17 protein-coding genes, 1 tRNA gene and 1 pseudogene are annotated in these 20,664 nt (G+C 58.7%); 2 read left to right on the forward strand and 17 right to left on the reverse strand.

Translation table 11 applies throughout. The annotated features are described in order from the left end of the window. The 4 genes from ACIQWP_RS31040 to rpsL form a co-directional block, all read right to left on the reverse strand. Positions 1-93 (reverse strand): GTP-binding protein (locus ACIQWP_RS31040; RefSeq protein ID WP_018010120.1); only part of this gene is annotated, 93 nt, incomplete at its 3' end. A gap of 68 nt (positions 94-161) precedes the next feature. Next, positions 162-2,261, reverse strand: coding sequence for an elongation factor G (gene fusA, locus ACIQWP_RS31045; protein ID WP_402796154.1), 2,100 nt, complete (start codon positions 2,259-2,261; stop codon positions 162-164). A 29-nt stretch (positions 2,262-2,290) separates the two neighbouring features. After that, positions 2,291-2,761, reverse strand: coding sequence for a 30S ribosomal protein S7 (rpsG, locus tag ACIQWP_RS31050; protein WP_034513449.1), 471 nt, complete (start codon positions 2,759-2,761; stop codon positions 2,291-2,293). A gap of 78 nt (positions 2,762-2,839) precedes the next feature. After that, positions 2,840-3,211 carry a 30S ribosomal protein S12 gene (rpsL, locus tag ACIQWP_RS31055; protein ID WP_003507760.1) on the reverse strand — a complete coding sequence of 124 codons (372 nt, stop codon included), beginning with the start codon at positions 3,209-3,211 and terminating at the stop codon, positions 2,840-2,842. Positions 3,212-3,720: 509 nt separating this feature from the next. Here rpsL and ACIQWP_RS31060 point away from each other — a divergent pair. Next, on the forward strand, positions 3,721-4,014 hold the full coding sequence (locus ACIQWP_RS31060; protein ID WP_004123433.1) for a hypothetical protein: 294 nt from the start codon (positions 3,721-3,723) through the stop codon (positions 4,012-4,014). Between the two features lie 119 nt (positions 4,015-4,133). Here the strand turns inward: ACIQWP_RS31060 and rpoC are convergent, their stop codons facing one another. From rpoC to ACIQWP_RS31120, 12 genes are all read right to left on the reverse strand, one after another. Further along, complete coding sequence (gene rpoC / locus ACIQWP_RS31065) at positions 4,134-8,342, reverse strand: DNA-directed RNA polymerase subunit beta' (protein WP_402796158.1); 4,209 nt, start codon at positions 8,340-8,342, stop codon at positions 4,134-4,136. A 175-nt stretch (positions 8,343-8,517) separates the two neighbouring features. Further along, complete coding sequence (rpoB, locus tag ACIQWP_RS31070) at positions 8,518-12,660, reverse strand: DNA-directed RNA polymerase subunit beta (RefSeq protein WP_402796160.1); 4,143 nt, start codon at positions 12,658-12,660, stop codon at positions 8,518-8,520. Between the two features lie 262 nt (positions 12,661-12,922). Further along, positions 12,923-13,303: a 50S ribosomal protein L7/L12 gene (gene rplL / locus ACIQWP_RS31075; RefSeq protein ID WP_120663674.1), complete on the reverse strand. Its 381-nt coding sequence runs from the start codon at positions 13,301-13,303 to the stop codon at positions 12,923-12,925. 58 nt (positions 13,304-13,361) lie between these two features. Continuing rightward, positions 13,362-13,880: a 50S ribosomal protein L10 gene (gene rplJ, locus ACIQWP_RS31080; protein WP_004123444.1), complete on the reverse strand. Its 519-nt coding sequence runs from the start codon at positions 13,878-13,880 to the stop codon at positions 13,362-13,364. A gap of 329 nt (positions 13,881-14,209) precedes the next feature. Then, positions 14,210-14,908, reverse strand: a complete 699-nt coding sequence (gene rplA / locus ACIQWP_RS31085) for a 50S ribosomal protein L1 (protein WP_402796166.1) — start codon at positions 14,906-14,908, stop codon at positions 14,210-14,212. 4 nt (positions 14,909-14,912) lie between these two features. After that, positions 14,913-15,344 carry a 50S ribosomal protein L11 gene (rplK, locus tag ACIQWP_RS31090; protein ID WP_068386051.1) on the reverse strand — a complete coding sequence of 144 codons (432 nt, stop codon included), beginning with the start codon at positions 15,342-15,344 and terminating at the stop codon, positions 14,913-14,915. Positions 15,345-15,558: 214 nt separating this feature from the next. Continuing rightward, positions 15,559-16,089 carry a transcription termination/antitermination protein NusG gene (gene nusG, locus ACIQWP_RS31095; RefSeq protein ID WP_004123460.1) on the reverse strand — a complete coding sequence of 177 codons (531 nt, stop codon included), beginning with the start codon at positions 16,087-16,089 and terminating at the stop codon, positions 15,559-15,561. 18 nt (positions 16,090-16,107) lie between these two features. Further along, positions 16,108-16,308 carry a preprotein translocase subunit SecE gene (gene secE / locus ACIQWP_RS31100; protein WP_069614841.1) on the reverse strand — a complete coding sequence of 67 codons (201 nt, stop codon included), beginning with the start codon at positions 16,306-16,308 and terminating at the stop codon, positions 16,108-16,110. Between the two features lie 195 nt (positions 16,309-16,503). Beyond that, positions 16,504-16,579 (reverse strand) — tRNA-Trp (locus ACIQWP_RS31105). A gap of 212 nt (positions 16,580-16,791) precedes the next feature. Continuing rightward, positions 16,792-17,637 carry a 3-deoxy-manno-octulosonate cytidylyltransferase gene (locus ACIQWP_RS31110; RefSeq protein WP_402796176.1) on the reverse strand — a complete coding sequence of 282 codons (846 nt, stop codon included), beginning with the start codon at positions 17,635-17,637 and terminating at the stop codon, positions 16,792-16,794. Positions 17,638-17,671: 34 nt separating this feature from the next. Beyond that, entirely contained in the window at positions 17,672-18,358 is a 687-nt protein-coding gene (locus ACIQWP_RS31115) for a glycosyltransferase (protein WP_402796170.1), read from the reverse strand. Between the two features lie 324 nt (positions 18,359-18,682). Further along, positions 18,683-19,576, reverse strand: a complete 894-nt coding sequence (locus ACIQWP_RS31120) for an NAD-dependent epimerase/dehydratase family protein (RefSeq protein WP_402796172.1) — start codon at positions 19,574-19,576, stop codon at positions 18,683-18,685. Between the two features lie 155 nt (positions 19,577-19,731). On the opposite strand from ACIQWP_RS31120, the gene ACIQWP_RS31125 reads away from it, so the two are divergent. Next, a complete protein-coding gene (locus tag ACIQWP_RS31125; protein WP_402796175.1) occupies positions 19,732-20,262 on the forward strand; it encodes a GrpB family protein in 531 nt (176 codons plus the stop codon). 308 nt (positions 20,263-20,570) lie between these two features. Here the strand turns inward: ACIQWP_RS31125 and ACIQWP_RS31130 are convergent. Continuing rightward, positions 20,571-20,664, reverse strand: a pseudogene (locus ACIQWP_RS31130) (elongation factor Tu); the annotation flags it as partial.

The raw sequence follows: 20,664 nt of genomic DNA on the forward strand, positions 1-20,664 counted from the left end.
CGCTGCCGTCAGTGACGTCTTGCCGTGGTCAACGTGCCCAATCGTACCGATGTTAACGTGCGGCTTATTGCGCTCAAACTTACTCTTTGCCATTTTCGGCTCTCCGTTTTTTCCTGTCCCCGAAGGGATCAATTCTTGTTATCGGTCAATTGGTATTCCGGTCACTTCTGACCGGAATACTTTGCCTGGATTTCCTGTGCGACGTTCGACGGAACCGGCGCGTAATGATCGAAGGTCATCGTGTACTGTGCACGGCCCTGAGACATCGAGCGCAGGTTATCGACGTACTTGAACATGTTCGCCAGCGGGACGTTCGCGTTGATGACAACGGCGATACCGCGGCTTTCCTGGCCCTGGATCTGGCCACGACGCGAGTTCAGGTCGCCAATGACGTCGCCGACGTAATCTTCCGGCGTTACGACTTCGACCTTCATCATCGGCTCGAGGAGCTGGGCGCCGGCTTCGCGGGCTGCTTCACGGAAGCAAGCGCGAGAAGCGATTTCGAAGGCAAGAACCGACGAGTCGACGTCGTGGAAGGCGCCGTCGATGAGCGTCGCCTTGACGCCGAGCATCGGGAAGCCAGCCAGCGGGCCGGAAGACAGAACGCTTTCGATGCCCTTCTGAACGCCCGGAACGTATTCCTTCGGAACAGAGCCGCCGACGATCTTGGACTCGAACTTGAAGTCGTCGCCTTCCGGGTTCGGTTCGAATACGATCTTGACGCGAGCGAACTGACCGGTACCACCCGACTGCTTCTTGTGGGTGTAGTCCTTTTCCGTCTGACGCGTGATGGTTTCGCGGTAAGCAACCTGCGGCGCACCGACGGTAGCTTCAACCTTGAATTCACGACGCATACGGTCGACGATGATGTCGAGGTGAAGTTCACCCATGCCGGCGATGATCGTCTGACCCGATTCCTGGTCCGTCTTCACGCGGAAGGACGGATCTTCTGCAGCCAGGCGGTTGAGCGCGAGGCCCATCTTTTCCTGGTCGCCCTTGGTCTTCGGCTCGATCGCGATCTGGATGACCGGCTCGGGGAATTCCATGCGCTCGAGGATAACCGGCTTCAGCGGATCGCAGAGCGTATCGCCAGTGGTGGTTTCCTTGAGGCCGGCCAGAGCAACGATGTCACCGGCGAAGGCTTCTTCGATGTCTTCACGCGAGTTCGAGTGCATCTGCAGCATACGGCCGACGCGCTCGCGCTTGTCCTTGACCGTATTGATCACCGAGGCGCCCTTTTCGAGCTTGCCGGAGTAGATGCGGGCGAAGGTGAGCGAACCGACGAAGGGGTCGTTCATGATCTTGAATGCCAGCATGGACAACGGCTCGTTGTCGTCAGCGTGACGTTCGATCTCGGCGTCGGTCTTGAAATCGATGCCCTTGATCGCCGGAATGTCGAGCGGCGACGGCAGGTAGTCGACAACGGCGTCGAGCAGCGGCTGAACACCCTTGTTCTTGAAGGCGGTGCCGCAGAACATCGGATGGAACTTGACGTCGATCGTGCCGCGACGGACGAGCGCGCGGATCTGATCGTTGTCAGGCAGATTGCCTTCGAGGTAGGCTTCGGTCGCGGCTTCGTCGATCTCGACAACGGTCTCGATCAGCTTTTCGCGATATTCCGCAGCCTTGGCCTTCATGTCTTCCGGGATCTCGACGACGTCCCACTGGGCGCCGAGCGATTCGTCGCGCCAGATGAGAGCGTTCATCTCGATCAGGTCGACAACGCCCTTGAATTCGGTTTCAGCACCGATCGGCAGCTGCATGACGACAGCGGTGGCGCCGAGGCGGGTCTTGATCATCTCGACCGAGCGGTAGAAATCGGCGCCGGTCTTGTCCATCTTGTTGCAGAAGATCATACGCGGAACATGATACTTCTCAGCCTGACGCCATACGGTTTCCGTCTGCGGCTCAACGCCGGCATTGGCGTCGAGCAGAGCAATCGCACCGTCGAGAACGCGCAGCGAACGCTCGACTTCAATGGTGAAGTCGACGTGGCCGGGAGTGTCGATGATGTTGAAGCGGCGGGTCTTGCCGTCACGGCCCTTCCAGTAGGTCGTGGTCGCAGCGGAGGTGATCGTGATGCCACGCTCCTGCTCCTGCTCCATCCAGTCCATGGTGGCTGCGCCGTCGTGCACTTCGCCGATCTTATGCGACTTGCCGGTGTAGTAAAGAATACGCTCGGTGGTCGTGGTCTTGCCGGCGTCGATATGCGCCATGATACCGAAATTGCGGTAGTCTTCGATTTTATATTCGCGAGCCATAATGGACTGCCTTTCCGAAACCTTCGGGATTACCAGCGATAATGCGAGAACGCACGGTTGGCATCAGCCATCTTGTGCGTGTCTTCGCGCTTCTTAACGGCAGCGCCGCGGTTGTTCGAGGCATCGAGAAGTTCACCGCTGAGGCGGTCGACCATGGTGGTTTCGTTGCGCTTGCGAGCAGCAGCGATCAGCCAGCGAATGGCCAGAGCCTGGCGGCGCTCAGGACGCACGTCGACCGGAACCTGGTACGTAGCACCACCAACGCGGCGCGAACGAACTTCAACGTGCGGAGCGATGTTATCCAAAGCCTGATGGAACACGCCGAGCGGCTCCTGCTTTGCCTTGCCCTGCACGGCGTCGAATGCGCCGTATACGATGTTTTCAGCCACGGACTTCTTGCCGTCGAGCATGATGGCATTCATGAACTTGGTGACGACCAGATCGCCGAACTTCGGGTCCGGGTTGATCTCGCGCTTTTCTGCTCTGTGACGTCTGGACATGTACTTCTCGTCTCTCAACTTTTGCGGCGCTTCACCACGCGGAGAACCTCGCGCAGCACCGGATTATCTAAAACCGAATTACTTCGGACGCTTTGCACCGTACTTCGAGCGGCGCTGCTTGCGGTTCTTGACACCCTGGGTATCGAGAACGCCGCGGATGATGTGATAACGGACACCCGGAAGGTCCTTGACGCGGCCGCCACGGATCATGACGACAGAGTGTTCCTGAAGGTTGTGACCTTCACCGGGAATGTAACCAATGACTTCGAAGCCGTTGGTCAGGCGGATCTTTGCGACCTTACGCAGAGCCGAGTTCGGCTTCTTCGGCGTCGTCGTGTAGACGCGGGTGCAAACGCCGCGCTTCTGTGGGTTCTCCTGAAGAGCGGGAACCTTGTTACGCTTTACCTGTGCCTGGCGAGGCTTGCGGATCAGCTGGTTTACGGTAGGCATTCAACCATCCCTTGTAAATCTATCTCGACACCCTTGCGGGCATGACTTTCGCCGTCACCGGCAACGACACACGTTCGTCTCAATGCGCAAAACGTGGCCCGATCCGCTTTCGCAGATGGACCACAAAAAAGCAGAGGACGCCGAAAATGGCGTCTTGCGTGCAGCATTCGTGTCTTCAACGTGCGTTTAGAACCTTGTTTGAGGTGAACTCCAGGGCGCGTCGCCCCGAACAGCCATGCCTCACATGGGTTCCGATGGCGGCGGTACTACTGGTTTCCCGCCGTTTCGTCAAGGCCGGTTAAGAAATTATCTTTGTCACAAAGGCCTGAAGGGCCGGGAAAACCAGCCATTTGAGGTCCTGAATACGGAAATGCCGCCTCTTCGGCAAGATCGACTTTGGTATTTCGTCAAAATCCCTATAAGGAATCGTGGGAGGACATTTTCATCCGCCGCACCCGGATCGCCAGAGAGAATCGCCGGGCCGATTCGACACTCCCGAAGGAAGACTCATGATTACTGCGCCAGACAACGACAACAATTCCGACGGCCCCATGGTCTTCATCATCATCGGCAAGGGCTATGAAACCGATGGCGGCGAAGGCATCGACCTACATGTCATGCTGAAGGCGCCGGACGATGATACCGCCGTGCGCGAGGCGCTGAACGCGCTGGCCGAAGAGGGTTTCATCGAGGCCGACCTCGACCAGATCGGGCTCCTGACGGATATACCGGACGAAGAACCGCACGCCTCCGCCTATCAGGGCGCGCTCGAAGGCGAAGTCGCGATCATTCGCTTCCGCTGACGGAACGGCCGCCCTTGTGGCGGCGGCCTCCCCTCGCCTCATCGATTTCCATCGTTGCGCAAAAAGAAACCGCCCGGATCGCTCCGGGCGGTTTTGATTTCTGTCAATTCAGTACCGGCTTACTCGGCCGGGGTGTTCTCGCTGGCGAGATCCTGCAGCATCGGCGTCGCGACGCCGGCACCTGTGCCCTTGCGGCGCTCTTCGAGGATCAGTTCGTCGCGCGCCGTGGCGATACGGCGGATCTGCGTCATGGTACCGCCGGTACCGGCCGGGATCAGACGGCCGACGATGACGTTTTCCTTCAGACCTTGCAGACCGTCGGTCTTGCCGGCGATCGCAGCCTCCGTCAGCACCTTCGTCGTTTCCTGGAAGGATGCGGCCGAGATGAAGGACGGCGTCTGCAGCGATGCCTTGGTGATGCCGAGAAGAACCGGATCGCCATAGGCAGGCTTCTTGCCTTCTTCGATCAGGCGGTCGTTGGCATCGTCCAGCTCGATACGGTCGACGTTGTCGCCGACGATATACTGGCTGTCGCCCGCATCGGTGATTTCCACCTTCTGCAGCATCTGACGGACAATCACTTCGATGTGCTTGTCGTTGATGACAACGCCCTGCAAGCGGTAGACTTCCTGGATTTCGTTGACCAGGTAGGAAGCCAGAGCCTCCACGCCCTTGATCGCCAGGATGTCGTGCGGAGCCGGGTTACCGTCGAGGATATAATCACCCTTTTCGATATAGTCGCCTTCCTGAAGATGGAAGGGCTTGCCCTTCGGGATCAGGTATTCGACCGGCTCGACACCGTCTTCCGCCGGCTCGATGATGACGCGACGCTTGTTCTTATAGTCGCGGCCCAGGCGGATCGTACCATCGATCTCTGCGATGATGGCGTGGTCCTTCGGACGACGAGCTTCGAACAGTTCGGCAACGCGCGGCAGACCGCCGGTGATGTCCTTGGTCTTGGCGCTTTCCAGCGGCGAACGGGCGAGAACGTCACCCTGCGACACCTTCGTGCCCGGCTCGACCGACAAGATCGCGTCGACCGAGAGCAGGAAGCGGGCTTCGCCACCGCGCGAGAGCTTGGCGACATTGCCGCTGGCGTCCTTGATGACGATTGCCGGCTTGAGATCAGAGCCGCGCGGCGTCGAGCGCCAGTCGATAACCTGACGCTTGGTGATGCCGGTGGACTCGTCCGTCGCTTCGAGGACCGAGAGACCGTCGACGACGTCTTCGAAGTGAACCGTACCGGCCACTTCCGTCATCATCGGACGGGTATATGGGTCCCACTCTGCCAGACGCTGACCGCGCTTCACCTTGTCGCCGTCGTCGACATAGATCTTGGAGCCGTAAGCGACGCGCTGCGAGGAGCGTTCGACGCCACGTTCGTCCAGGATCTGCACCGCCATGTTACGACCCATGGCAACCAGGTTACCATCCGAGTTGCGCAGCATGTTGCGATTCTTGATCTGCACCGTGCCCTCATACGAGGCTTCCAGGAACGACTGGTCGACCACGGTCGCCGTACCGCCCAAGTGGAAGGTACGCATGGTCAGCTGCGTGCCCGGCTCACCGATCGACTGCGCGGCGATGACACCGACAGCTTCACCGATGTTGACTGGCGTGCCGCGAGCAAGGTCGCGGCCGTAGCAGACCGCGCAAACGCCCGTCTGGATTTCGCAGGTCAGCGCCGAACGGATGCGGATCGACTGGATACCAGCCTTCTCGATCTCGATGACGTCAGGCTCGAGGATCATCCTGCCGGCATCGACGATGCGCTCACCCGTGACCGGATGATCGATATCGTCGAGCGCGGTACGGCCGAGGATGCGGGCGCCGATCGATGCGACAACCTGACCGGCATCGACGATGGCGGTCATGGTGAGGCCGTTCTCGGTACCGCAATCGACGTGAGTCACGATGCAATCCTGCGCGACGTCGACGAGACGGCGGGTCAGGTAACCCGAGTTCGCGGTCTTCAAGGCGGTGTCTGCCAGACCCTTACGGGCACCGTGCGTCGAGTTGAAGTACTCGTTAACGGTGAGGCCTTCCTTGAAGTTCGAGATGATCGGCGTCTCGATGATTTCGCCCGACGGCTTGGCCATGAGGCCGCGCATGCCGCCCAGCTGACGCATCTGGTTCGGTGAACCACGAGCGCCCGAGTGGCTCATCATGTAGATCGAGTTCATCGGCTTCTGGCGACCGGTCTTCTCGTCGAATTCGACGGCCTTAATGCGGGCCATCATTTCTTCGGCGACCTTTTCCGTAGCCTTGCCCCAGGCGTCGACAACCTTGTTGTACTTCTCGCCCTGGGTGATCAGGCCGTCGTTGTACTGCTGCTCGTATTCCTTCACGAGCGCTTCGGTATCGCCGACGATCTTAACCTTGGTGTCCGGAATGACCATGTCGTCCTTGCCGAACGAAATGCCGGCGCGGCAGGCATGGGAGAAGCCGAGCTGCATGATACGGTCGCAGAAAATGACCGTGTCCTTCTGGCCGCAATGGCGGTAGACCGTGTCGATCATCTTGGAGATGTTCTTCTTGGTCATTTCCTGGTTGCAGATGTCGAAGGTCACCTTGCCGTGCTTGGGCAGCAGTTCGCCGATCAGCAGGCGGCCAGGGGTCGTTTCGTAGATCTTCGAATAGGACTTGCCCTCTTCGTCGACCGACTTGAAGCGGCCACGGATCTTCGAGTGCAGCGTCACGACCTTGTTTTCGAGGGCGTGATGCAGCTCGCCGAGGTCGGAGAAGGCCATGCCTTCGCCCGGCTCGTTCTGGTTCAGGATCGACAGGTAGTACAGGCCGAGAACCATGTCCTGCGAAGGAACGATGATCGGCGCGCCGTTTGCCGGATGCAGGATGTTGTTGGTCGACATCATCAGCACGCGGGCTTCAAGCTGGGCTTCCAGCGACAGCGGCACGTGAACAGCCATCTGGTCGCCGTCGAAGTCGGCGTTGAAGGCCGTGCAGACGAGCGGGTGCAGCTGGATGGCCTTGCCTTCGACCAGCATGGGTTCGAAGGCCTGGATGCCCAGGCGGTGCAGCGTCGGTGCGCGGTTCAAGAGAACCGGATGTTCGCGGATGACCTCGTCAAGGATATCCCAGACTTCCGGCTTTTCCTTTTCGACCAGCTTCTTGGCCTGCTTGACGGTCGAGGAATAACCCTTCGCGTCGAGACGGGCGTAGATGAACGGCTTGAACAGCTCAAGCGCCATCTTCTTCGGCAGGCCGCACTGATGCAGCTTCAGTTCCGGACCGGTCACGATGACCGAACGGCCGGAATAGTCGACGCGCTTGCCGAGCAGGTTCTGACGGAAGCGGCCCTGTTTGCCCTTGAGCATGTCGGACAGCGACTTCAGCGGACGCTTGTTGGCGCCGGTGATGACGCGGCCACGGCGGCCGTTGTCGAACAGCGCATCGACAGATTCCTGCAGCATGCGCTTTTCGTTGCGGATGATGATGCCCGGAGCGCGCAGTTCGATGAGGCGCTTCAGACGATTGTTACGGTTGATGACGCGGCGGTACAGATCGTTCAGATCCGACGTCGCGAAACGGCCGCCATCGAGCGGAACCAGCGGGCGCAGGTCCGGCGGGATGACCGGAACGACCTTCATGATCATCCATTCCGGACGGTTGCCGGATTCCATGAAGTTCTCGACGATCTTCAGGCGCTTCATCAGCTTCTTCTGCTTGAGATCCGACGTCGTGTCGGCAAGCTCGGAGCGCAGGTCGCCGGCGATCTTTTCGAGGTTCATGCTGGCCAGCATCTCGTAGATCGCTTCAGCACCGATCATGGCGGTAAACTGGTCTTCGCCATATTCGTCGACGGCGAGCATATACTCTTCTTCCGAGAGAAGCTGATGCTCCTTCAGAGCAGTCAGGCCCGGCTCGGTGACGATGTAGTTTTCGAAGTAGAGAACGCGCTCTACATCCTTCAGCGTCATGTCGAGCAGCGTCGAAATGCGCGAAGGCAGCGACTTCAGGAACCAGATGTGGGCAACGGGAGCGGCGAGCTCGATATGGCCCATGCGCTCACGGCGAACGCGCGACAGCGTCACTTCGACGCCGCACTTTTCGCAGATGATGCCCTTGTACTTCATGCGCTTGTACTTGCCGCACAGGCACTCGTAGTCCTTGATCGGCCCGAAGATTCGCGCGCAGAAAAGACCATCGCGTTCTGGCTTGAACGTACGATAGTTGATCGTTTCCGGCTTCTTGATCTCGCCATAAGACCAGGAAAGAATCTTCTCCGGCGACGCAATCGAAATCCGGATGGAATCGAAATTCTGCGCAGGCACCTGCGGATTGAAAAGATTCATGACCTCTTGGTTCATGCCTATCTCCTTTAGGGGCGAAACGCCCTCGAATTGCGAACAGTGCCGGTAAATCCCGGGAACCGGCCTGACGCTTTAAAACCGCCTTGCGGCGCCATGCATCCGAAGGGACGTCGACGGCGCTGCAATATTCCAAACGGTGCGCGCTGATCGGCAGCGCGCACCCGACAGGTTATTACTCGGCTGCGTCCGGAAGCTGGCTGGCCGTCTGCATGTCGTCGACCTTGGAGTTTTCCAGCTCGACGCTGAGACCCAGCGAGCGCATTTCCTTGACGAGAACGTTGAAGCTTTCCGGAATGCCCGCTTCGAAGGTGTCGTCGCCACGAACGATGGCTTCGTAGACCTTCGTACGGCCGGCCACGTCGTCCGACTTGACCGTGAGCATTTCCTGCAGCGTGTAGGCTGCACCGTAAGCTTCAAGAGCCCAGACTTCCATTTCGCCGAAGCGCTGGCCGCCGAACTGCGCCTTACCGCCCAGCGGCTGCTGGGTGACGAGCGAGTACGGACCGATCGAACGGGCGTGGATCTTGTCGTCGACAAGGTGGTTCAGCTTCAGCATGTAGATGTAGCCAACCGTGACCTGACGGTCGAACTGCTCGCCGGTACGACCGTCGTACAGTGTCGACTGACCGGTCTGCTTGAGACCAGCCATCGCCAGCATGTGGTTGACATCCGCTTCGCCAGCGCCGTCGAAGACCGGGGTCGCGATGGACACACCACGCTTCCACTGGTCGGCCAGACGCAGAACAGACGCATCGTCATACTCGTGAACGTCGTCGCTCTTCGGACCATCGCCGACGACCAGATCGATCGTCTTGCGCAGAGGCTCGATGTTGCCGCTCGCCTTGTAGGCTTCGATCAGATCACCGATCTGGCGACCCATGCCGGCGCAAGCCCAGCCGAGGTGCGTTTCGAGAATCTGACCGACGTTCATGCGCGAGGGCACGCCGAGCGGGTTCAGCACGATGTCGACATGCGTGCCGTCTTCGAGGAACGGCATGTCTTCGACCGGAACGATACGCGACACGACACCCTTGTTGCCGTGACGGCCGGCCATCTTGTCGCCCGGCTGGATCTTGCGCTTCACAGCGACGAAGACCTTGACCATCTTCATGACGCCCGGAGGCATTTCGTCGCCGCGCTGGACCTTCTCGACCTTGTCCATGAAGCGCTGTTCGAGGCGCGACTTGGATTCGTCGTACTGGCCACGCAGGGCTTCAAGCTCGCTCTGGACCTTTTCGTCCTCGACGGCGAACATCCACCACTGCGAACGCGGATACTCCGAAACGACAGCGTTCGACAGTTCCGTGCCCTTCTTGAAGCCCTTCGGACCAGCAAGAGCAACCTGACCGCGCAGCATCTCGACCAGACGGCCGTAGACGTTACGGTCGAGGATCGCCTGCTCGTCGTCACGGTCCTTGGCGAGACGCTCGATTTCTTCGCGCTCGATCGCCATGGCGCGTTCGTCCTTTTCAACGCCGTGGCGATTGAAGACGCGAACTTCGACGACCGTACCGTAGGTGCCGGGCGGCATGCGCATGGAGGTATCGCGAACGTCCGATGCCTTTTCACCGAAGATGGCGCGCAGGAGCTTTTCTTCCGGCGTCATCGGGCTTTCGCCCTTCGGCGTGATCTTGCCGACCAGAATATCGCCCGGCTGAACTTCGGCGCCGATGTAGACGATGCCGGCTTCGTCCAGGTTCTTCAGCGCCTCTTCCGAAACGTTCGGAATATCGCGGGTGATTTCTTCCGGACCGAGCTTGGTATCACGCGCCATCACTTCGAATTCCTCGATGTGAATGGAGGTGAACACGTCGTCGGCAACGATACGCTCGGAGAGCAGGATCGAGTCTTCGTAGTTGTAGCCGTTCCACGGCATGAACGCGACGAGCACGTTGCGGCCGAGAGCCAGATCGCCGAGATCGGTCGACGGACCATCCGCCAGAATGTCGCCACGGTTGACCACGTCACCGACGGTAACCAGCGGACGCTGGTTGACGCAGGTGTTCTGGTTCGAACGCTGGAACTTCATCAAGCGGTAGATATCGACGCCGGACTTCGACGGATCGAGGTCTTCGGTGGCGCGGATAACGATACGCGTCGCGTCGACCTGGTCGACCACGCCGCCGCGGCGAGCGCCGATAGCAGCGCCTGAGTCACGCGCGACGACCGGCTCCATGCCGGTGCCGACGAACGGAGCTTCGGCACGCAGAAGCGGCACGGCCTGACGCTGCATGTTCGAGCCCATGAGAGCGCGGTTGGCGTCGTCGTTTTCCAGGAACGGGATCAGAGCGGCTGCAACCGAAACCAGCTGCTTCGGCGAGACGTCCATCAGGTTGATGTTGTCGCGCGGAGCGAGCATGACTTCGCCGGCATGACGGCAAACGACGAATTCTTCGATGAAGAAGCCGTCAGCGTCGAGCTCGGCATTGGCCTGAGCAACGTAGTACTTCGCCTCTTCCATGGCGGAGAGGTAGAGCACGTCGTTAGTCACCTTACCGTCGATGATGCGGCGATAAGGGCTTTCGATGAAGCCGTACTTGTTGACGCGTGCGAAGGTCGCCAGCGAGTTGATGAGGCCGATGTTCGGACCTTCCGGCGTTTCGATCGGGCAAATACGACCGTAGTGCGTCGGATGAACGTCGCGGACTTCGAAGCCGGCGCGCTCGCGGGTCAGACCACCCGGTCCAAGAGCCGAAAGGCGGCGCTTGTGAGTGATTTCCGAAAGCGGGTTCACCTGGTCCATGAACTGCGACAGCTGCGAGGAGCCGAAGAATTCGCGGACGGCGGCGGCGGCCGGCTTGGCGTTGATGAGATCCTGCGGCATGACCGTGTCGATTTCGATCGAGGACATACGTTCCTTGATCGCACGCTCCATGCGCAACAGGCCCAGACGATACTGGTTTTCCATCAGCTCGCCGACAGAGCGGACGCGGCGGTTGCCGAGGTTGTCGATGTCGTCGATTTCGCCCTTACCATCGCGCAGTTCGACAAGCATCTTGACCACGGCCAGGATATCGTCCTTGCGCAGGATACGAACGGTGTCTTCGACGTCGAGGTCGAGGCGCATGTTCATCTTGACGCGGCCGACGGCGGAGAGGTCGTAACGCTCCGCATCGAAGAACAGCGAGTTGAACATAGCTTCGCCCGACTCCATGGTCGGCGGTTCGCCCGGACGCATGACGCGATAGATGTCGAACAGAGCGTCCTGACGGTTCTCGTTCTTGTCCGCAGACAGCGTGTTGCGGATGTAGGCGCCGACATTGATGTGGTCGATGCCGAGAACCGGGATTTCGTCGAAACCAGCCTTGAGGATGACAGGCAAGGTCTTCTCGTCGATTTCATCGCCGGCTTCGAGATAGATCTCGCCGGTCTGAACGTTGACGATATCTTCGGCCAGGAAGAGACCATAAAGCTCTTCGTCAGTAGCCTTCAGGGCCTTGAGACCCTTATCCTGCAACTGACGCAGAAGGCGCGGAGTCAGCTTCTTGCCGCCTTCGACCACGACCTCGCCGGTGTCGGCGTCGATCATGTCGGTAACGGTCTTGGCGCCCTTCAGCGTTTCCGCCTTGAAGGGAATGCGCCAACCATCGCCGGAGCGCTCATAGAGCGACTTCGTGTAGAAGGTCGACAGGATTTCTTCGCCATCCATGCCGAGCGCCATCAGCAGCGACGTTACCGGAATCTTGCGGCGACGGTCGATACGGGCGTAGACGATGTCCTTGGCGTCGAATTCGATGTCGAGCCAGGAGCCGCGGTACGGGATGACGCGAGCGGCAAAGAGCAGCTTGCCGGAAGAATGGCTCTTGCCCTTGTCGTGGTCGAAGAAAACGCCCGGCGAACGGTGCATCTGCGACACGATTACGCGCTCGGTGCCGTTCACGATGAACGTACCGTTGTTGGTCATGAGCGGCATGTCGCCCATGTAGACACTCTGTTCCTTGATGTCCTTGATGGACTTCGCGCCCGTATCCTCATCGATATCGAACACGATCAGACGGAGCGTGACCTTCAGCGGCGCGGCGTAGGTCAGGTCGCGCTGGCGGCACTCATCGACGTCGAACTTCGGCGGTTCGAATTCATAGGATACGAATTCCAGCATGGAAGCGCCGGAGAAATCGGTGATCGGGAAAACCGACTTGAAGACAGCCTGAAGACCTTCGTCCGGGCGGCCGCCCTTGGGTTCTTCGACCATGAGAAACTGATCGTAGGACGCTTTTTGAACCTCGATGAGGTTCGGCATCTCTGCGACTTCGGGAATCTTACCAAAAAACTTGCGTACGCGCCTGCGACCGTTGAACGAAAGGGTCTGAGCCATCGTCGCTCCTTTAAAATCCTGCACCCGGGCCTGCAACGGATGGGAAACGCTGGCCAGGCGACCCCATCAATCAATGAGTAGTTCAATCTCGTCTATTTAACCTAAAACCGCTCGGCCGGATTGCGTCGCGGTTCGGTTTGAGACCATCCTCTTGAAGAACCCATTACCCAAAAGCCGTTTTGCCCGCGGCTTTTGGGTAATTCGTTCAGAAAAACGGCAAATGGGAGGCGGCAAAAAGCCACCTCCCAAAGCAGTTTCAAGCTTACTTAACGTCGACCTTAGCGCCGGCGTCTTCGAGCTTCTTCTTGATGTCAGCAGCTTCAGCCTTGGAAACAGCTTCCTTGACAGCCTTCGGAGCGGCTTCAACGAGATCCTTGGCTTCCTTGAGGCCCAGGCCGGTGATGGCGCGGACTTCCTTGATGACGTTGATCTTGTTTGCGCCGGCTTCCGTGAGGATGACGTCGAACTCGGTCTTTTCTTCTTCAACGGCGGCAGCAGCGCCAGCACCACCGGCAACGGCAGCAACAGCTACCGGAGCAGCGGCGGAAACGCCCCACTTTTCTTCGAGAAGCTTGGACAGTTCTGCGGCTTCGAGAACGGTCAGCGAGGAGAGGTCGTCTACGATCTTTGCGAGATCAGCCATTTTTGTAGTTCCTTTTGTTCGGTTCGAACTGGTTGATTATAAACAGCGAAAAACCGCCTTACGCGGCTTCGTCCTTCTTGGCGTAGGCCGAGAACACGCGAGCAAGCTGACTTGCCGGCGCTGCAACAACACCTGCGATGCGGGTAGCCGGAGTCTGGATCATGCCCAGCAGCTTCGCGCGCAGCTCGTCCAGCGAAGGCAAGGTCGCGAGCGACTTCACACCTTCGGCGTTGAGCGTTGTTGTTCCCATGGCGCCGCCCAAGACAACGATCTTATCGTTGCCCTTGGCGAAATCCACGACGACCTTCGGAGCGGTAATCGGATCAGTGCTGTATGCGATCAGCGTCTGACCGGTGAAGAGATTGGAAATCCCTTCCGCGTCCGTGCCTTGAAGAGCAATCTTGGCCAGGCGGTTCTTCGCGACTTTGACGGTGCCGCCAGCAGCGCGCATCTTGGAACGAAAATCGTTCATCTGAGCGACTGTAGCACCAGCATAGTGGGCCACGACAACCGAGCCCGAAGCCTTGAAGACTTCGTTCAGTTCCGTGACGAATTCGCGTTTTTCCGCTCTTTCCACTGCTTTTCTCCAGTTGACAGGACCGGGTTAACGGGCCTGCCGGGTTGCCTTTTGCCTCCCGGGATCGATGAGATCCCAAGCGACGCTTGAGGATCCTGTCCCCTCGCGCTCGAGCCTGACGGCTCCAAGGCACAAGGCATCCAAGGCTCGAACCGAGTTCATCGAAGCGATGCTTCTTCAAAATTCGGGTCTTACCCGTCTCATGCAGGCTTAAGTGATTAAGGGATAACCACCTGCAATCTCGGACAGGAATTCCGGATTTCTCCGGAAATCCCGGCCCCGAGAGGCCGGGAATTCTTAAATGCCGGGCACAAGACCCGGCATATTCATTAGGCGTTCGGCGCCGTAACCGTCGACGGCTCGATCTTGACGCCCGGACCCATGGTCGAGGAGATCGCAACACGCTTCAGGTAGTTGCCCTTGGCGCCAGCCGGCTTCGCCTTGATGACGGCGTCGGCAAACGCGCGGATGTTTTCTTCCAGAGCCTTGGCGTCGAAGGAAGCCTTGCCGATGCCGGCATGGATGATACCAGCCTTCTCGACGCGGAACTCGACAGCGCCGCCCTTGGACGCTTCAACGGCAGACTTGACGTCCATCGTCACTGTGCCGACCTTCGGGTTCGGCATCATGCCACGCGGGCCGAGAACCTTACCGAGGCGACCGACGAGCGGCATCATGTCCGGGGTGGCGATGCAACGATCGAAATCGATCTTGCCGCCCTGAACGATTTCGACCAGGTCTTCCGCGCCGACGATGTCAGCACCGGCAGCCTTGGCTTCGTCAGCCTTGGCGCCGCGCGCGAAGACGGCAACGCGAACCGTACGGCCGGTGCCGTTCGGCAGGTTGACGACGCCGCGAACCATCTGGTCGGCGTGACGCGGGTCAACACCGAGGTTCATCGCGATTTCGACGGTTTCGTCGAACTTGGCGACGGCACGGTCCTTGACCATGTTGATGGCCAGATCCAGAGCATAGAGCTTGGTCGGATCGACGCCTTCACGAATCTTCTGAATACGCTTTGCTACCATGGTCTCAGCCCACCACTTCCAGGCCCATCGCGCGGGCAGAGCCCTCGATCATGGCCATTGCGCCTTCGATATCGGCGGCGTTCAGATCCTTCATCTTGGCTTCGGCGATCGACTTGATCTGAGCCTTGGTGAGGCTTCCAGCCTTGCCACCCTTGCCCGGCGTCTTGGAGCCGGACTGGATCTTCGCTTCCTTCTTCAGGAAGTAGCTGACGGGCGGCTGCTTCATGATGAAGGTGAAGGACTTGTCCTGGTAGTAGGTGATGACGACCGGGATCGGCATACCCTTTTCCATTTCCTGCGTAGACGCATTGAACGCCTTGCAGAATTCCATGATGTTAATGCCACGCTGACCAAGCGCAGGACCAATCGGCGGCGACGGATTCGCCGAGCCGGCCTTGACCTGCAGCTTGAGCTGGCCCGCTACTTTCTTAGCCATTTCTCTCTCTGCCTTTCCAAACGACCGGTTGCCCGGCCCATTATGCCGGATCGCTCCGGCGGCTGCGGTTGCGTGGTGCGGATCACCAGGTCCGGCTAAGACCCTACCCTTCCACGCGGATTGCGGCTTGGCCGCGAGATATAAGTAAGCATTTACTTATATCCAAACTCAAACGAAAGGTCAGCCGCCAGGCCGACCTTTCAAAGAGATAACGTCAAACCTTCTCGACTTGACTGTATTCCAGCTCGACGGGCGTCGCGCGACCGAAGATCGACACTTCCACCTTCAGGCGCGAACGCTCTTCATCCACATCCTGCACAGTGCCGTTGAACGAGGCGAACGGACCGTCGGACACGCGAACCTGCTCGCCGATCTCGAAGGATACGGAAGCCTTCGGCCGCTCAACACCCTCCTGGACCTGACCGAGAATGCGCTCGGCTTCATAATCCGGAATCGGAACGGGCTTATTGTCGGAGCCGAGGAAGCCAGTCACCTTCGGCGTATTCTTGATCAGGTGGTAGGCTTCATCCGTCAGGTTGGCGCGAACGAGCACATAACCCGGGAAGAACTTGCGCTCGCTGTCGACCTTGCGGCCGCGACGAACCTCGACAACCTTTTCGGTCGGCACGAGGATCTTCTCGAACAAATGCTCGAGACCCTTCTGCCTGGCCTTCTCCTCTATGGATTCAGCCACCTTCTTTTCAAAATTAGAATAAGCGTGGACGATGTACCAACGTGCCGCCATGTTCATCTCCACCCGATATCAATTGCCGGTGTTCAGCACGTAGCTGAGAATCCAGCCGATGAGCTGGTCGGCAGCAAAGAAAAACAGCGAGGCGAAAACGACCATGACAAGCACCATCACCGTCGAGATCATCGTCTCGCGGCGTGAGGGCCAAGTGATTTTCGACGTCTCGGAGCGCACTTGCCGCAGAAACGCTAGTGGATTCGTTTTGGATGCCATTGACTGCCCACGCAATTACGGCGCGTAAAGCTGAACATATCAGCCCCACGCACCGCGTGTCTGTTAAACCCTACATAAACACCGATTCCCGATTTAACAAGAGGCAATACGGTGTTTTCTAAAATTTGCCGCCAAGTCGGCATAATCCTCAACCCGAGAAGCTGCGAAACGACGCGCCAGTCAGATCAAGGAAAATGGCAGGGGCAGCAGGGCTCGAACCTACGACCTGCGGTTTTGGAGACCGCCGCTCTACCAACTGAGCTATACCCCTTCTTCCTTCGAATATTCACTTTAAGCGGTGGACCGCCCGAGCAGTTCGAAGACATGGCGCTCCCTTTAAGGCGCGACGAAACGATTGGCAAGAGCGTTTTTTGCTTTTTCCCAATCGAGCCCGCAACTTCGCGTAGGGCATGCCCGAGCGAGGAATTTGCTGCCGCAGCGAAACTGCCGCAAATGATGCCGAAGAGACGGCCCTCACCTTCGTTATTCTCCGGAAGAGCCTTTCGGCTTGCGCTTGAGAAATTTCGGCCTGATTCGCCGCAGAAAGCTATCCGTGGACCGAATCACATTCGTCAATGAAATCAGCTTGTCTATTTCGGCATCGGCATTGCCGAGCCGTTCCGACAGAACCTCCGCTGCCGCCAAGGCAATCTCGGCCGGCGGGACTTCGGTGAAGCGTTCGGCAAGCCGGATATAGGGATTGAGCGCAACCCCGTCATGGATGGTGATCTTTCCCAAGCGGGCGAAGAGACGCAGGAAGGTCTGTTCGAAACTCCAATCGTGAGCGGAGACCACCCGCCACTTCTGACTTCGCCTGGCCGAAAACCCGGCAAGTACGATCGCGCCGGGCAAGTTCAGATCGCTGAGCCAGAGCGTCATGGCAAAGCCGCTCGTCGGCGTCTTGCCCTCTGTATAGAAGTCCGAACAGAAGCCCACCAGATCGAGGTGACCGGTCGGTGCGCCCTGGAAATCGGCCGCCGGATTGAGCTTCTCTTCCGGGCCAAGCCGGATGTTCATGATGCCGAGAAAGTGTTCCCTCGGGAAAAACTTCAAGACCTCGCCGACTTCGCCGCGATAGACGATGTTGGCGCCGCGCGGCTGGCCGCGCGAGATCAGCAGCGAATGGCCGTGGAATGGATGGTCCAGAACCTTGTAGACCTTGTTGAAGAAGACGAAGAGCGCCGTCTCGGGAAACTGTGAACGCAGACTTGTCATGTCGACTGCGTCGCTGTTGGCAACCAGAACGATATGGGAGAAACCCGCCAGCACTCCACGCCATTTGTCGGCACCATTCAAACCGGCTGCGGAATCCGCAGCCGGAAAGCCGATGTCATTGGCGCCTGGCGTTCCCTGATCCATTCGCTCACTTCTGTTGGACGTGCAGCATCCTGTCGCGCATGGCGAACCATTCTTCGGCATAGTCGTCATTGCGATACTCGTCGAAATACGGACCGCCGTCGGTGAAATGCACGAGCTTGGCATCCTCGCGGCGATCATATTCGTTGACGAGATAGTTCCAGGTCACCGGTACCTCGCCGATCTGGTCGTCGTTCTCCAGCCACTTGAACTGGTGCAACTGCAGGCCGGTTGCCGTGTTGACGAAATCCTTCGACAACGCCGTGCATTTGGCATTGTTGAACAGGATCATGCTCGACCAGTTCTTCTTTTCGTATTTGGTCTGCGTCTGGCCGAGGAACTTGGTCTCGACTTTCGGCTGATAGTCGTGCTTGACGCACATGGCGGCATAGCGATCGTCACGCAGCGCCCAGAGCTCGGCAATGTCGGCACGAGCGAGCATGTCGCAATCCATGAAGATGCTCCAGCCCTGATAATCGCTGAGATACGGCACGAGAAAGCGCGAGAAGGAAAACTCGGTGGATTGCAGCGGATTGCGCTCGCGCGTGAAAACGCCGCCGAGATTGTTGAGCACGATCGGCGAGAAGACTACCGGGATCGACGAACGCTCGATGATGCTCTGAACGAGAACATGGTACGCCACGACCTCCTTGGAATCGAAACCAACAAAAATACGCGCAACGTTATCCTTCATGATACCTCCGAAACGGCTGGCCTATTCCGGCTCAGCCGGCAAACTATCTTTCGCCGCGACGCAAACGAAGCTCAACTCATGAAGCCCCGTTGGCCGCGGGATGGCGGTTCAAAACACGTGCCCGAATACGCCGCACCATGCGCTGCAATCTACAGGAGATGCCCGAGAACCCAAACCTACTTAGAGAAATGACGATATTTGTCGAGTGTTTGCGGAAGCATTTTTGGTTATGCCGCGTAACAAATGGAGAGGTCTACGCAGGGCCCACTCCGCCGGGCGCGGCGGGAAAGCGGCGCCCGGCCAATTTAAGCGGATCGCTGTGGTTCAGATTTTCACGTATCGCCGCCAGTCGTGTTCTTCCTTGAAACCCAAGACCTCGCGGATCTTGCGGTTGGACAGGAGACCCTCATATTCGCCGATCTCGCGGGTGAACGGGACGTTCGGATAATGCTTGGCGGCAAGCTCTCGCGATGGCGTGTTGGCCGATACCGTGTCGTTTGCGGCATTGAACACCTGAAAGCCGAGGCCGCTCCTTTCGATGCAGAGATGGACGATCTGGCCGAGATCGCGCGCGTCGATATAGCTCCAGGCGATGCGCTTGCGCATCTCGCTATTGGCGAAATACTCCGGGAAGCGCTCATATTCGTGCGGCTCGATGACGTTGCCGATGCGCAGCGCATAGATGTCGATGCCGAAGCGTTCGGCAAAGGCGCGGGCGGTCTTCTCGTTCACGACCTTCGACAGGCCATAGGAATCCATCGGATTGACATCATAGTCCTCTTCGAGCGGGAACTGATGGAAATCACGATGGCCCTCGGCGAAGCAGACGCCATAGGTCGTCTCGCTGGACGCGACGATGATCTTCTTCACGCCGAGCTTCGCAGCCGCCTCGATGACATTATAAGTGCTCATCGTGTTGATGCGGAAGGTTTCATTGTCGGGCTTGATCAGGATGCGCGGAATGGCGGCGAAATGCACGACGGCGTCGAAAGGCTGCACGCCCTTGCCGTGATCGAGATCGGGGAAATCGCGATGCATGGACAGAACATCATAGACTTGTCCCGCATCGGTGACATCGGCCTGCAGATTGGTGACGCCGGGGCTGTTCAGCGGCACGAGATCGACATTGTGGACCTCGTAGCCGGCATTGACCAGCCACGGAACAGTGTGACGTCCAGCCTTGCCGCTTCCACCAGTAAACAAAATACGTTTCTTCATGAAATCTCCTCCAGATAAAATCGAGCGATAGATAGGCCCTTGCATCCGTTTCGCAAGACACGGCTTGGTGACCCGGCGCTTCTCCGGCAAAATAGTTGGATCGAGTCGGGAAAGCATATTGCGACTACGGGGAGCGGTGAAAGGAGATAGGAGCGATGCGGCCGATCACGCTTGTCGAATACGATCCGCAATGGCCCCTTCTCTTCGAAAGCAGAATCAAGGCAATCGGCCTGGTTCTTGGTCATGCCGCCGAGTTCCATCACATCGGCAGCACCGCCATCGCCGGATTATGCGCCAAGCCCAAGCTCGATATCGATGCCATCCTCCCCTCGCAAGATGCAAGGCTTGACGCAACCGAACACCTGAAAGGGGGAGGATTTCGCTTTCACGGCGATCTGCACGGCGCCGACCGCTGGACCTTCACCAGGGATGAGACGCCTTACGGCACACGGCTCTATCTCTGCCTGCCAGGCAACGAGGCCCACCGGGAGCGCCTCCTCTTCCGTGACTATCTCCGCGCCCATCCGTCATTGGCAACAGGCTATGCCAGACTGAAAGAGCGGCTTGCCGAAGAGGCCAACGGCGATTGGGATCACTATACGGGCGGGAAGAGCGATTTCGTTGCCGATATCGTGCGTCGCGCCAGGGCGGAATTCGCATCGGCGGAGAACGTCACCGGCAAGTGATCACAGCAAGAGCGCTACCCATGCAGATGCCTTAAAACTCGCGGATCTAAGTGCGATCCCTCACCACCCGCCCTCGTGGTTCGAGGCTCCGGCCCCTTCGACAGGCTCAAGGGTCTGCGCACCTCATCACGAGGGCTGATGCTCCGCGCAGGGCCGCATATTGAATTGACCTCATGCCGCAGCGAGCGCTCCATCCTCGCCCTGAGGCGTGAAGCTTCGAAGGGCGAGGATGGCCTCTGCTTTTTGATCAATGCAAAAAGGCCCCGCTGTTTCCAGCGGGGCCTTCTTATAAAAGAATAATCCGAGGATTACTCGACGATGGAGGCAACGATGCCTGCGCCGACGGTACGGCCGCCTTCGCGAATTGCGAAGCGAAGCTTTTCTTCCATCGCGATCGGAACG

Source organism: Rhizobium sp. NPDC090279, from assembly GCF_044769665.1.
Classification (GTDB): Bacteria; Pseudomonadota; Alphaproteobacteria; order Rhizobiales; family Rhizobiaceae; genus Rhizobium.